The organism is Streptomyces alfalfae (genome assembly GCF_004127445.1).
Classification (GTDB): Bacteria; Actinomycetota; Actinomycetes; order Streptomycetales; family Streptomycetaceae; genus Streptomyces; species Streptomyces alfalfae.
The window spans coordinates 25,634-38,604 of record NZ_QEXM01000008.1 but is presented as its reverse complement, the minus strand read 5'-3'; the positions used below and the strand labels follow the sequence as shown (position 1 = coordinate 38,604).

The 12,971-nt window shown below is 72.3% G+C and carries 13 protein-coding genes; 6 read left to right on the top strand and 7 right to left on the bottom strand.

The features are described 5' to 3' along the window. Window positions 1-8: 8 nt before the first annotated feature. On the bottom strand, window positions 9-1,127 hold the full coding sequence (locus tag DCW30_RS02115; protein WP_076684824.1) for a hypothetical protein: 1,119 nt from the start codon (window positions 1,125-1,127) through the stop codon (window positions 9-11). Window positions 1,128-1,229: 102 nt separating this feature from the next. Here DCW30_RS02115 and DCW30_RS02110 point away from each other — a divergent pair, with 102 nt between their 5' ends. Continuing rightward, a complete protein-coding gene (locus DCW30_RS02110) occupies window positions 1,230-2,387 on the top strand; it encodes a cystathionine gamma-synthase (protein WP_062780853.1) in 1,158 nt (385 codons plus the stop codon). Window positions 2,388-2,405: 18 nt separating this feature from the next. On the opposite strand, the gene DCW30_RS02105 is transcribed toward DCW30_RS02110, so the two are convergent. The 3 genes from DCW30_RS02105 to DCW30_RS02095 all read right to left on the bottom strand — a co-directional run bounded on the left by DCW30_RS02105 (window position 2,406) and on the right by DCW30_RS02095 (window position 3,719). Next, window positions 2,406-2,657 (bottom strand): hypothetical protein, encoded by a 252-nt coding sequence (locus tag DCW30_RS02105; RefSeq protein WP_076684823.1) that lies wholly within the window; start codon window positions 2,655-2,657, stop codon window positions 2,406-2,408. Continuing rightward, window positions 2,654-3,136 (bottom strand): sigma factor-like helix-turn-helix DNA-binding protein, encoded by a 483-nt coding sequence (locus DCW30_RS02100; protein WP_062780851.1) that lies wholly within the window; start codon window positions 3,134-3,136, stop codon window positions 2,654-2,656. Before DCW30_RS02100 ends, DCW30_RS02105 begins: the two co-directional genes overlap by 4 nt. 64 nt (window positions 3,137-3,200) lie before the next feature. Then, entirely contained in the window at window positions 3,201-3,719 is a 519-nt protein-coding gene (locus DCW30_RS02095) for a MarR family winged helix-turn-helix transcriptional regulator (RefSeq protein WP_076684822.1), read from the bottom strand. Window positions 3,720-3,876: 157 nt separating this feature from the next. On the opposite strand from DCW30_RS02095, the gene ilvA reads away from it, so the two are divergent. From ilvA to DCW30_RS02080, 3 genes are all read left to right on the top strand, one after another. Next, complete coding sequence (gene ilvA, locus DCW30_RS02090) at window positions 3,877-5,106, top strand: threonine ammonia-lyase (RefSeq protein WP_076684821.1); 1,230 nt, start codon at window positions 3,877-3,879, stop codon at window positions 5,104-5,106. 172 nt (window positions 5,107-5,278) lie between these two features. After that, window positions 5,279-6,307: an ATP-binding cassette domain-containing protein gene (locus DCW30_RS02085; protein WP_076684820.1), complete on the top strand. Its 1,029-nt coding sequence runs from the start codon at window positions 5,279-5,281 to the stop codon at window positions 6,305-6,307. Continuing rightward, the gene (locus DCW30_RS02080) at window positions 6,304-7,155 is read left to right on the top strand and encodes an ABC transporter permease (protein ID WP_076684819.1); all 852 of its coding nucleotides are present in this window, start codon (window positions 6,304-6,306) and stop codon (window positions 7,153-7,155) included. Before DCW30_RS02085 ends, DCW30_RS02080 begins: the two co-directional genes overlap by 4 nt. Before the next feature lie 120 nt (window positions 7,156-7,275). Here the strand turns inward: DCW30_RS02080 and greA are convergent, their stop codons facing one another. Together greA and DCW30_RS02070 are read right to left on the bottom strand one after the other, a co-directional pair. Further along, on the bottom strand, window positions 7,276-7,773 hold the full coding sequence (gene greA, locus DCW30_RS02075; protein ID WP_062780846.1) for a transcription elongation factor GreA: 498 nt from the start codon (window positions 7,771-7,773) through the stop codon (window positions 7,276-7,278). Window positions 7,774-7,937: 164 nt separating this feature from the next. Then, on the bottom strand, window positions 7,938-8,381 hold the full coding sequence (locus tag DCW30_RS02070; protein WP_076684818.1) for a DUF4307 domain-containing protein: 444 nt from the start codon (window positions 8,379-8,381) through the stop codon (window positions 7,938-7,940). A 115-nt stretch (window positions 8,382-8,496) separates the two neighbouring features. On the opposite strand from DCW30_RS02070, the gene mca reads away from it, so the two are divergent. Together mca and DCW30_RS36475 are read left to right on the top strand one after the other, a co-directional pair. Next, a complete protein-coding gene (gene mca, locus DCW30_RS02065; protein ID WP_076684817.1) occupies window positions 8,497-9,378 on the top strand; it encodes a mycothiol conjugate amidase Mca in 882 nt (293 codons plus the stop codon). Between the two features lie 19 nt (window positions 9,379-9,397). Then, window positions 9,398-9,655: a hypothetical protein gene (locus tag DCW30_RS36475; protein ID WP_079250022.1), complete on the top strand. Its 258-nt coding sequence runs from the start codon at window positions 9,398-9,400 to the stop codon at window positions 9,653-9,655. An 83-nt stretch (window positions 9,656-9,738) separates the two neighbouring features. Here DCW30_RS36475 and DCW30_RS02055 read toward each other — a convergent pair whose 3' ends face one another. Beyond that, window positions 9,739-12,957, bottom strand: a complete 3,219-nt coding sequence (locus DCW30_RS02055; protein ID WP_076684815.1) for a tetratricopeptide repeat protein — start codon at window positions 12,955-12,957, stop codon at window positions 9,739-9,741. Between the last annotated feature and the right edge of the window lie 14 nt (window positions 12,958-12,971).

Sequence of the window (12,971 nt, the reverse complement as noted above, 5' to 3'; positions counted from 1 at the left end):
CCCGCGCCTCAGTGCGGCAGGGTCGCCGGGCTGCCACCGTTCGCCTCGTACCCCGCGACGGCCAGGGCGCGGTAGATCGCGTAGTCCGACGCGGGGTCGGCGGAGAGGGTCCAGGGCAGGGCGCCGACGTGGCCGTCCACGTGGACGAGCTGGCTCATGGCCTCGCCCCAGCGCTCGCAGCGGACCAGGAAGAAGACGAGCAGGTGGCGGACGTGCGCCAGCATCGGGTCGTCGGGGCGCGCCGCGTGCACCGCGAAGAGGGCGCCCTCGATGGCCTTGGTGACGACCTCGCTCTCGTAGAACCCGCGGACGAGGTTGACCTCGGGGAGGTGCTCGTACACCGCGAAGAGGGGGAGCGCGGCGAGCAGGGAGGCTCTGGGCGCCCGGGACGCGGCCGCCTCGGCGAAGCTCTGGGCGAGGTCACGGGAACCGTGCCACTTCTCGCACCAGTAGTGCAGCGCCGCCAGGTGCGCCCCCATGTGCGCGGGCGCGCGGTCCAGGATCTTCAGCCACAGCTGCTCGAACTCCTCGCGGGGGTACGCGAGGCCCCGGGCGATGGACAGCTCGATGATGTACGGAATGGGGTCGCCGGGGGCCAGCAGCGCCGCCTGCGCGCACGCCTCCTTCGCCTCCTCCAGGATGATCCGGAACTCGTCGGTCCCCTGCGTGGAGGTGCGCCACGCCTGCTGGACCAGGAACTCCGCGTGCACGGCGGCGCCGCCCGCGTCCTTGGGGGCCTCCGCCCGCCAGACGCGCAGCCACTGCCCGCCGGGGCTGTCGCTCACCCCGCCGGGCCGCTGCCGCAGCTCCAGGGAGGCCGCGCCCGCGAAGGCCTGCACGCGCTGCCAGCGCAGCTCGCCGTGCGTCTCCGTGCCCGCGAGGAGCTGCGCGGCGGCCTTCCACTCCTGCGTGCGCTGGACCAGGTCGAGCACTTCGAGGAGGTCGGCGTCCGGGCCCGGCATGCGGATGTCCAGCTCCTCCTGGCGCAGGAAGCCGTAGTCCGCCGGGTCCGCGGCGTCCGGCGAGCCGGGGGCGACCTGCCGGATTCCACCGCGCCTGCGCAGCAGGACGGGTCCGAGGACCGCGCCGATCATGATCACTGCCATCAGGACCCAGAGAATCTCCATGGACCAAGCGAACCAGACGCGTCCCACAATTGGCCAACCTGTGGGGACGTACCCGGACCGACTCGGGCGGAAGGCCCCCGCGGCGCACTACGCTCAGGCCGCATGAGTGACTCGTACAGCAGGCAGAATTTCGAGACCGTGGCCATCCACGCCGGGAACACCGCCGACCCCCTCACCGGCGCCGTCGTCCCGCCCATCTACCAGGTCTCGACCTACAAGCAGGACGGCGTGGGCGGACTGCGCGGCGGCTATGAGTACAGCCGCAGCGCGAACCCGACGCGGACCGCCCTGGAGGAGAACCTGGCCGCGCTGGAGGGCGGCCGTCGCGGGCTCGCCTTCGCGTCGGGACTGGCGGCCGAGGACTGCCTGCTCCGTACGCTGCTGGGCCCCGGTGACCACGTCGTCATCCCCAATGACGCGTACGGCGGCACGTTCCGGCTCTTCGACAAGGTCGTCTCGCGCTGGGGCGTCGACTGGTCGGTGGCCGACACCTCGGACCCGGCGTCGGTGCGGGCCGCACTGACCGACCGGACCAAGGCGATCTGGGTGGAGACCCCCTCCAACCCGCTGCTCGGCATCACCGACATCGCGGCGCTCGCGCAGGTCGCCCGCGAGGCCGGGGTGCGCCTGGTCGTCGACAACACCTTCGCCAGCCCCTACCTCCAGCAGCCCCTCGCGCTCGGCGCGGACGTCGTCGTGCACTCCATGACGAAGTACATGGGCGGCCACTCGGACGTCGTCGGCGGCGCGCTCGTCGTCAGCGACGCGGCGCTCGGCGAGGAGCTGGCCTACCACCAGAACGCGATGGGCGCCGTCGCCGGGCCCTTCGACGCCTGGCTGGTGCTGCGCGGCATCAAGACCCTCGCGGTGCGCATGGACCGGCACAGCGAGAACGCCACCCGGGTGACGGAGATGCTGTCCCGGCACGCACGCGTGACGCACGTCCTGTACCCGGGCCTTCCCGAGCACCCCGGCCACGAGATCGCCGCCAAGCAGATGAAGGCGTTCGGCGGGATGGTGTCGTTCCGCGTCGCGGGCGGCGAGGAGGCGGCCGTGGAGGTCTGCAACCGCGCCAAGCTGTTCACCCTGGGCGAGTCCCTGGGCGGCGTCGAGTCCCTGATCGAGCACCCGGGCCGCATGACGCACGCCTCGGTCGCGGGCTCGGCCCTCGAGGTCCCCGCCGACCTGGTGCGCCTCTCCGTGGGCATCGAGTCCGCGGACGACCTGCTCGCCGACCTCCAGCAGGCTCTCGGCTCGTGAGCCCGACGGCCCCGTCCGCTACCAGCGCGTGAGGGGTGGAGTCGTCTCCGCGGGCGGCTCCACCCACGGCTGCGCGACGGAGGCCCACACGGAGAACGCGACGACGGCGGCGAACAGCGCGAGCCACAGCAGCCCGCGCACCGCCCTGCGCCGCCGCAGCCTGCGCCCGCCGCGCCGGAGGGCCTCCTCGCACAGCTCCGGCGGCACGGACGGCGGGACGCCCTCCAGGAGCCGCCGGACGGCGACCTCCCTGCGCTCGTACTGGCTCATGACGGCGCCGTCCCGCTGAGGGCGCGCGGGGGCGCGGGACCGCGCGGCGGGTGCAGGACCCGTGCCATGGCGCGGGCGCAGATCACCTGGACGCGCTCCGTGGGCAGGGCGAGGAGCGCCGCCGTCTGCTCCTCGGCCACGCCCTCGTACATCCGCAGGACGAGGATCAGCCGCTCCTGGGGATTCAGCCGTTCGAGGACCCCGCCGTGCCCGCGGTGACGCCGCCAGGCGCCGCGCGCGAAGCGGACGGCGACCTGCTGCCTGGCGCGGTCGTACGGGTCCTCGCCGCGCAGCCGGTCCCACGTCGCGTACGTGTGGGCGAGGGCGTCGGTGAGCAGGGCACGCGCGCGTGGGTTGTCGTCCGGGAGCTCCGCCGTGAGCAGGGTGGCGGCATGGAGGAGCCGCCCTGCCGCGCCCGCGACGAACGCCTCGAACTCCCGGGCACGGCGGGCGTCCTGGAACGCCTGCCGTTCTCGCACCACGCCTCCCGGCCGGAAGGAAGGGGGATCCCGGTCTCATATGAGGCCCAACGCGGGTCCGGGGTCAAGACTCCGGAGTGGCCGGAACCTCTCCGCCGGGCGCCGTCTGTGACGTCTGTCGCGCCGAGAGGGCGGAATTGAAGCGTGTGAGGAGCGCGCAGAAGCTCTCGCGCTCCTCCGGGGCCCAGTCCTGCGTCAGTTCGGCCATCAGCTCGCGCCGCGAGGAGCGGACCTCCTCCAGCCTGGTCTGGCCGCGCGGCGAGAGCTGGAGGACCACGGCCCGGCCGTCCTCGGGGTGCGAGGTGCGCTTCACGAGCCCGGTGTCCACCAGCGGGGCGACCTGCCGGGTGACGGTCGACGAGTCGATGCCCATGCTCGCGGCGAGCGCCTTGACGCCCATGGGGCCTTCCTTGTCGAGGCGGTTGAGCAGCAGGTACGCGGCTCGGTCCATGGAGTTGCGGACCTGGCCTACGCCGCCGAGGCGGGTCTGTTCGGCCCGGCGGGCGAAGACGGCCACTTGGTGCTGCAGGCTGTCGAGGAGGCCGGGTTCACTGGCGGTCGTCATGTCCGGAGTTGTGGGCATGGCCGGGGGCTCACTTCATGCGAGGGCGGTGGGTTGGGGGACAGGGTACGCGGCCACGGCGCGGACCGTACCTGCGCTGCGCAAACCTACGCGGCAAACGGTCTCGGCCCGTGGTCGTCACGGAGGCGCGGAGCCGTCGGCTGCAAGACTTGCGCCCATGAGCTTTCGCACGCCTGCCCCCTTTCCGACCGTGACCCTCGACGACGTGCGCGGCGCGCGGAAGATGTTGTCCGGCGTGGCGCGCGTGACCGCGATGGAGGGCAGCAGGCACCTGTCGCACCTGGTCGGCGCCCCGGTGCACCTGAAGTGCGAGAACCTCCAGCGGACCGGCTCGTTCAAGCTGCGCGGGGCGTATGTGCGGATCGCGGGCCTGCTGCCGGAGGAGCGCGCGGCCGGCGTGGTGGCCGCGAGCGCGGGCAATCACGCGCAGGGGGTGGCGCTGGCCTCCTCGCTGCTCGGTGTGCGCTCCACGGTGTTCATGCCGGCGGGCGCGCCGCTGCCGAAGGTCGCGGCGACCCGGGAGTACGGCGCCGAGGTGCGGCTGCACGGCCAGGTCGTCGAGGAGACGCTGGCCGCGGCGCAGGAGTACGCGCACGAGACGGGCGCGGTCTTCATCCACCCCTTCGACCACCCCGACATCATCGCGGGCCAGGGCACGGTCGGCCTGGAGATCCTGGAGCAGTACCCCGAGGCGCGCACGCTCGTGGTGGGCGTCGGGGGCGGCGGTCTCGCGGCGGGCGTCGCGGTGGCGGTCAAGGCGGTGCGGCCGGACGTGCGGGTGGTCGGCGTGCAGGCGGCGGGTTCCGCGGCCTACCCGCCCTCGCTCGCCGCCGGGCGCCCGGTGTCGATCGCGGGCCAGGCGACGATGGCCGACGGCATCAAGGTCGGCCGCCCCGGCGACGTACCGTTCCGCCTGGTCGCCGACCTGGTGGACGACGTCGTCACGGTCAGCGAGGACGAGCTCTCCGCCGCTCTGCTGCTCTGCCTGGAGCGGGCCAAGATGGTCGTCGAGCCGGCGGGCGCCAGCCCGGTCGCGGCCCTGCTCAGCCGCCCCGAGGCGTTCGAGGGCCCGGTGGTCGCGCTGCTCTCCGGCGGCAACGTGGACCCCTTGCTCATGCAGCGCATCCTGCGTCAGGGCATGGCGGCGGCGGGCCGCTACCTCTCGCTGCGGCTGCGCCTGACGGACCGCCCCGGCGCCCTGGCCACCCTCCTGGGCGTGGTGTCGGAGGTGGACGCCAACCTCCTGGACGTCAGCCACGTACGCACCGATCCGCGCCTCGGCCTCACCGAGGCGGAGGTCGAGCTGCACCTGGAGACGAAGGGGCCGGAGCACCGTGCCGAGGTGGTGTCGGCGCTGCGGGCGGCGGGCTACACGGTCATCGCCTGACCGGGCCGAGGCCTTGCTGGAAACCCCCTGCGGACGAGTTGTGGAAAAAAGGAGCGCGAACGCGATGTATCGCGTTACTGTGTGCTGCGCATCACGAGTTCCCGGGCGCCGGATGCCCGGCGAACCTAGTCTTTTTCCATAGGAAGTCACCCACATCACGGGGAGGGCTCTCATGCCAGGAGCCATTTACGCCGAAGGCCTGGTCAAGACCTTCGGCGACGTAAGGGCTCTGGACGGCGTCGATCTGGATGTCCCTGAAGGCACGGTGCTCGGCCTCCTCGGGCCGAACGGCGCCGGGAAGACCACGGCGGTCCGCTGCCTGACGACACTGCTCACACCGGACAGCGGCAAAGCCGTCGTCGCGGGCATCGACGTGCTCAAGCACCCCAACGAAGTGCGCCGTTCCATCGGCCTCTCCGGCCAGTTCGCCGCCGTCGACGAGTATCTGACCGGCCGGGAGAACCTCCAGATGGTCGGCCAGCTCTACCAGATGCGGGCCAAGGAGGCGAAGGCCAGGGCGGCCGAGCTGCTCGACCGGTTCAATCTGCTGGACGCCGCCGACCGCCCCTCCAAGACGTACTCCGGAGGCATGCGCCGCCGCCTGGACCTCGCGGCGGCGCTCGTCGTGTCGCCGCCGGTCATGTTCATGGACGAGCCCACCACCGGGCTCGACCCGCGCAACCGCCAGCAGCTGTGGGAGGTCATCCAGGAGCTCGTCGCGGGCGGCACGACGCTGCTGCTCACGACGCAGTATCTGGAGGAGGCCGACCACCTCGCGCACGACATCTGCGTCATCGACCACGGCCGCGTCATCGCCCGCGGCACCTCCGACCAGCTCAAGGCCAGGACCGGCGGCGAGCGCGTCGAGGTCGTGGTGCACGAGCGCGAGCACATCCCGACCGCCTCGGAGGTCCTGCGCGGCTTCGGCAAGGGCGAGGTCGCCGTCGCCGAGCACACGCGCAAGCTGACCGTGCCCGTCACCGGCGGCGCCAAGCTGCTCGCCGAGGTCATCCGCGAGCTGGATGCCAGGGGCATCGAGATCGACGACATCGGGCTGCGCCGCCCGACCCTCGACGACGTCTTCATCTCCCTCACCGGCCACGCCGCCGAGCTGACGGACGAGGGCGGCGCGGAGGGCGCGGAGGGCACGGACGCCCAGACCCGTACGAAGTCCAGGCACGGCAAGGAGGCCGGCAAGTGAGCACCGTCACCGACGCCGTGCGCGGCGCGGGCCCCAGGCCCGCGGGCGGCATCGGCCAGTCCATCAGGGACTCCCTGGTCGTCGCCAAGCGGAACCTCATCCGCATGACCCGGATCCCCGAGATGATCCTCTTCGGTCTCGTCCAGCCCGTGATGTTCGTGATCCTCTTCACGTACGTCTTCGGCGGTTCGATGAAGATCGGCGACACCGCGAGCGCGGACGTCTACAAGAACTTCCTGATGGCGGGCATCTTCGCCCAGACCGTCACCTTCGCCACGGCGGGCGCGGGCGCGGGCATCGCCGACGACATGCACAAGGGCCTCATCGACCGCTTCCGCTCGCTGCCCATGGCGCGCGGCGCGGTCCTCACCGGCCGCACCATCGCCGACCTCGTGCAGACCGCGCTGACCCTGCTGGTGCTCGCGATCGTGGCGCTGATCGTCGGCTGGCGCGTCCACGAGGGCTTCGCCAAGGCCCTGGCCGCCTTCGGCCTGCTGCTCCTGCTGGGGTACGCCTTCACCTGGGTCGGCGCGCTCATCGGCCTGTCGGTCCGCACCCCGGAGGCGGCCACGTCGGGCGGGCTGATCTGGCTCTTCCCCGTCACGTTCATCTCGAACGCGTTCGTGGACTCCACCCAGATGACGCCCTGGCTGCGGCACGTCGCCGACTGGAACCCGTTCAGCGCGACCGTCCAGGCCTGCCGCGAGCTGTTCGGCAACCCCGGTGTCTCGACCTCGTCGGCCTGGCCCATGCAGCACCCGGTCTGGGCCTCGGTGATCTACTCCGTCGTGATCATCGTGCTCTTCCGCACGCTGGCCGTGCGCAAGTACCGCTCGGCGACGGCCTGAGCGGCCTGAGCGACCGGGCGGCTCGATAGGGGCCTCTTCCGGCACGGGACATGACAGGGCCCCCGGCGCGCGTGGTCGCCGGGGGCCCTGTCATGTCCGCATGTGTCGAAGGCGCCTCGATCAGGCCTGGTACGGCTTGGCCTCAAGGATTTTGACGGAGGCGAACTTGCCGTTCGGCAGTTCGTACTCCGCGTTCTCGCCGACCTTCTTGCCGTTCACGCCGGTGCCCAGCGGGGACTGCGGGGAGTACGTCTCGATCTCGTCGCTGGCGTACTCACGGGAGGCGAGCAGGAAGGTCACCGTGTCGTCCTCGTCGCCGTCGAACGCGATGGTCACGACCATGCCCGGAGCCACCACGCCATCGGCGGCCGGAGCCTCACCGACCTTCGCGGTCTCCAGGAGCTGGGTCAGCTGGCGGACGCGGAGCTCCTGCTTGCCCTGCTCCTCCTTGGCCGCGTGGTACCCGCCGTTCTCGCGCAGGTCGCCCTCCTCACGCGCTGCCGCGATCTTCGCCGCGATCTCGGTGCGCGCGGGACCAGACAGGTACTCCAGCTCGGCCTTGAGCTGGTTGTACGCCTCCTGGGTCAGCCAGGTGACGTTCTCGCTGGTCTGGGTCACAGGTGCTCCTCGTAGGTACTGGGAATACAAAGCATCGCCCTACCCAGAAGGATGTTCCTTCTCGGGTGGGCGAAACCACGAGCCTAACAATTCAGGCGCGCCAGAGGGAGGACATAAGCCATCGGACTTACGTCGTCGCTGGTGGGGGCCGTAAAGCCGCTACGTCAGTCGGCGTGGCAGCCGAGCAGCTCGACGCTGGTGGCCTTCTCCGTCGTGCGGAGGGTGACGACCTGGTCGATCCGGTCGGTCCGCTGGTCGAAGCGGAAGTCCGCGCGGCCGACCTCGGCGCCGGACTCGGCCTGCGAGCGCAGGGTGCAGTACCCCTTGGCCCCGGCGTCCTTGCGCACTTCGAGGTGGGCCTCGACGGACTCGGCCGAGACGACGTCGAACTTGATGACCTCGGCGCTCAGCTTCGTGCCGTTGATGTAGTCGTAGCCGAACCAGCCGACCACGCCGAGCAGGAGCACGCCGAGCACGGAGCCCACGATCCTCAGCTTGCGGTCGGCGGCCTCGTCCGCGGTGCGGGAGCGGCCGTACCTGCCCGCGGGGACGTCTTCCCGATGGCCGCCGGGAAGTCCGTCGGGGAGCTTCGAGCCCGCCGCCGCCATGATCGTCCTCCAGGAACAGGGGATGCCGGAATTTTCCGCCCCCCGGTTCCGTCACTATAGAAGCCGGCTGAAGCGCCGGATTCACGAGGGCGCCCAATATCTTGAGGATCGAGTCTTGACTGAGCAGCTGCGACTGATGGCCGTGCACGCCCACCCCGACGACGAGTCGAGCAAGGGCGCGGCCACCATGGCCAAGTACGTGTCCGAGGGGGTGGACGTGCTCGTCGTGACGTGCACGGGTGGAGAGCGCGGCGACATCCTCAACCCCAAGCTCCAGGGTGACGCCTACATCCAGGAGCACATCCACGAGGTGCGCAAGAAGGAGATGGACGAGGCGCGCGAGATCCTCGGCGTCAAGCAGGAGTGGCTCGGCTTCGTCGACTCCGGGCTGCCCGAGGGCGACCCGCTGCCGCCGCTGCCCGAGGGCTGCTTCGCCCTGGAGGACGTCGACAAGGCCGCCGGCGAGCTGGTGCGGCAGATCCGCTCCTTCCGTCCGCAGGTCATCACGACGTACGACGAGAACGGCGGGTATCCGCACCCCGACCACATCATGACCCACAAGATCAGCATGGTGGCGTTCGAGGGGGCGGCGGACGCCGAGAAGTACCCGGAGAGCGAGTTCGGGCCGGCCTTCCAGCCGCAGAAGCTCTACTACAACCAGGGCTTCAACCGTCCGCGCACCGAGGCCCTGCACCAGGCGATGCTCGACCGCGGCCTGGAGTCGCCGTACGGGGACTGGCTCAAGCGCTGGGACGAGTTCGAGCGGGTCGAGCGCACGCTGACCACGCACGTCCCGTGCGGTGAGTTCTACGAGATCCGCGACCGCGCACTGATCGCGCACGCCACGCAGATCGACCCCGAGGGCGGCTGGTTCCGGGTGCCGCTGGAGCTCCAGCGGGAGGTCTGGCCCACGGAGGAGTACGAGCTCGCGAAGTCGCTCGTCGATACTTCCCTCCCCGAGGACGACCTCTTTGCGGGCATCCGCGACAATGCCTAGCGTGAACGTACATCTGGCAATGACGCATCTCGTCCCTCTTGCCAAGGAGGTCGACGACGACAAGGTGACGCCCGGCGTCCTCGGGTTCATCGTCTTCGCCGTGATGGCCCTCGCCGTCTGGGGCCTCATGAAGTCGATGAACCGCCACATGGGCAAGGTCGACTTCAAGGAGCCCGAGCAGGACCCGGCGCGGAAGGCGGAGAAGGACGAGCCGGTCGGCGCCGCGGCGGGCGGCGACGGCGCGTCCCCGAAGAAGCCGGGCGGCACCGCGAAGTAGCCGCCTCCCTGGCCGGCCGGGCGGCCGGCCAGGTGATGGTCCTCCGGGCTGACCGGACCGACCGGGCCGGCCGCCCCGTGCCGTCAGCCCGGCTGTGGCATGTCCACACCCATGATCTCGCGGGCGTGCCGGCTCGGGACCATGCCCAGGCGCCACGCCTGCCAGCCCGCCTCCAGGCCCGCGCCCCGCTCCAGGAGAAGCCCGTACGCCTGGATGTACTCGGTCAGCTTGCCGTCGCGCGTCGGATGGCCGGCACGGCCGAGCTGGGCCAGCTCCTCCTGGGCGACCGCCGTGCCGATCTCCCAGCCGCCCGGGGACGCGTACGGCAGCAGCGTGCAGCGCAGGAAGCGGGCCCAGTCCTCGCCCCGGCGGTCGCCGTACGAGGAGAACAGCGCGACCGCCTCGTCGCAGAGACCGAGCGCCTGCTGCGTACGGCTGTTGCCCGCGTCCACGACCACCAGCTCCAGGCACGTCCAGGCCTCGCCGTGCGCCACGCCGATCCGCTGGAAGTCGGCGCGGGCGTCGACCAGGAGCTGACGGGCGAAGCCGGAGTTGCGCAGGGAACCGGTCTGCGCGGCGCGCTGGTCCCGGGTGACGCGCGCGGAGTGGTGCCGGGCGCACGCCAGGCCGTACACGTCCCGCATCCGGGAGAACATCGTGCGCGCCCGCTCCAGGTCCCGCACCGCCTGGTCGAGGTCGCCGGTCTCCTCCAGGGCCTGGCCGAGGTAGTACAGGGACCAGGCCTCGCCGCGCGCGTCCTCGTTGTCGCGGTGCCGGGACACCGCCTGGCGCAGGCCGTCCACCGCGGGCGAGGGATCGCCGTCCACCAGGCGGGCCCGCGCGAGCTGGGTGAGCGCCCAGGCCTCGCCGCGCGCGTCACGCGTGCGGCTGTAGCGGTCCAGGGCGTCGCGCAGCTCGGTCTCCGCGCGCGGCACGTCGCCCATGCGCAGGCAGAGCTGGCCGAGCTGGAAGTGCGTCCACGCCTCGCCGTGCACCGAGCCGCTCTCGCGGTGCAGCCGCAGCGCCGTCCCCAGCATGTCCAGGGCGTGCGCGAGGTGGGCGCGGTCCCGCTCCACCGCCGCGAGCGCGTGCAGCGTCCAGGCGCGGTCGCCCGCGAGATCGTCGGCCTCCTGGAGGTTCAGGGCCTCGGTGAGGCGGGCCGCGGCCTCGGTGAGATTGCCCTGATGGTGCAGCGTGATGCCGAGCGAGCCGAGCGCGCGGGCCGCGGCGGCGTCCTGGTTGGCCTCGAAGTACAGGTCGACGACGGAGTTCAGCGTCGTACGGGACTGATCGAGCTCGCCGAGCTGGCGGGCCGCGATGCCGGTGCGCCACTGCACGCTGCGGCCGAGCAGCCCCTGGTCGATGGCCTGCGTCAGCTCCTGGATCTCACCGAGGCGGTACAGGTCGCCGCGGAGCAGGCAGTAGTCGCACAGGGCGCCCAGGAGGTTCAGGACGGCCCGCTGGTCGACGCCCTCGGCGTTGCGCAGGGCCGCCGTGATGAACGTCGACTCGTCGTCCAGCCAGCGCAGCGCCGCGTCGAGCGAGGCGAAGCCGTGCTGCCCGAACTGGTCGGCGCGGGTGGACGTCTTGCCGTCGACCAGGCGGATCACGGTGTCGGCCAGCTCGCCGTAACTGGCGATGAGCCGTTCCTGCGCGGCCGTGCGCTCGGCGGGCTCCTCCTCGTCGAGGAGGCGGCTCTGCGCGAAGGAGCGCACCAGGTCGTGCAGGCGGTGGCGGCCACCGCGCAGCCGGTCGACGAGGCCCGCCCGGCCGAGCGCGGTGAGCAGCCGGGCCGCCTCCTGCTCGTCCGTGCCGAGCAGCGCCGCGGCGGCGGAGGGACCGAGCGAGGCGCGCCCGGCGAGCGCGAGGCGCCGAAGCAGGCGCCGGGCGGACTCGGTCTGGTCGTTGTAGCGCAGCCACAGGACGCGCTCGACGGGGCCGATCTTCTCCACGGGGCCGTAGGCCGCGAGGTCCGAGGCGAGCTGCCGGGGCGTACGGGGGCCGAGGGAGGAACCGGCGGCGCGCAGGGCCAGCGGCAGGCCGCCGCACAGTTCGCGGACCGCGTCCGCGGAGTCGGCGTCGTAGGGGCCCGACGGGTCCTCGGCCGACTCCCGCAGCAGCTGCTCGGCGCCCGCCTCGTCCAGCTCCCGCACGGGCAGCGAGTGCACCCACGCGGTCAGGTCGGCGGGGAACTCGACGGGCTCCCGCGCGGTGACGAGGACCAGGCTGTCCGAGCGCTCCGGGATCAGGGTGCGGATCTGCTCCGCGTCGCCCGCGTCATCGAGGATGATCGTCACCGCGACGCCCGTCAGATACTGGTGGTACAGCTCGCTGAGCCGCTTGACCTGCTGTTCCTGCGAGGACCGCTCGCGGAACAGCAACTGCTCGCGGGGAGCGCCCAGGCGGTTCAGCAGATGCAGCAGCGCGTCCCGTGTGGAGAGCGGCGTCTCCTGCGGGTTGTCGCCGCGCAGGTCGACCACGCACGCCCCGCGGAACTGGTCCCGCAGATCGTGCGCCGCCCGCACGGCGAGCGAGGACCGGCCGGAGCCCGGCGCGCCGTGCAGGACGACGACCGTGGGCCGGGTGTCGGTGCTGGCCCGCGCCGCGTGCACCCACTGGGCGATCCGCCCCAGCTCCGCCCTGCGCCCGGCGAACGGCCCCTCGTTCTCGGGCAGTTGCTCGAAGGACTGCTGGAGCACGGAGCGCCTGCGCGCCGCCGCGCTCTTGTCCGTGCCGCGCAGCTGCGGCGCGGGCTTCTTCGCCGCCCTGCCGCTCGTGGAGGCGGCGAGGACGCGCTGCTGGTCGAGGAAGGGCCGGATGCCCCGCACCTCGAGGGCGGTCAGCCACTGCAGCCTGAGCTGTTCGGGCCCGCCCGGCTGGTTGAGCGCCCCGGCGCGGCGGCTCGCCGCGGGGACGTGGGACGCCGTCACCTTCAGCACCGTGGCGGCGGCGCCCGCGACGGCCACGACCACCCCGGTGCCGAGTGCCGTACCGGCGCTCGTGCCGAAGGAGAGGTCGGAGACGCCGGCCGCGACGGCGGCGACCACCGCGACGAGCAGCGGGGTTCCCGCGCCCTCGCGGGCGTACCGCTGGCCGAAGGTGAGCCGTCCCGTGTCCGACTCGTCCAGCGCGCGCGTGTACGTCTCGTACTCCTCGGCGGCCGTCTGCGCCATGGCGTCCAGGGCGCCGCGCGACCGCGAGAGCAGCACGCTCCCGTCGACGCGCCCGCCCGAACGCCGCACCTCCTCCTCCACGGCCCGTGCCAACAGCCGCTCGGCCTCGGCCCGATGGCTGTCCCGCATATGGTTCCCCCTTG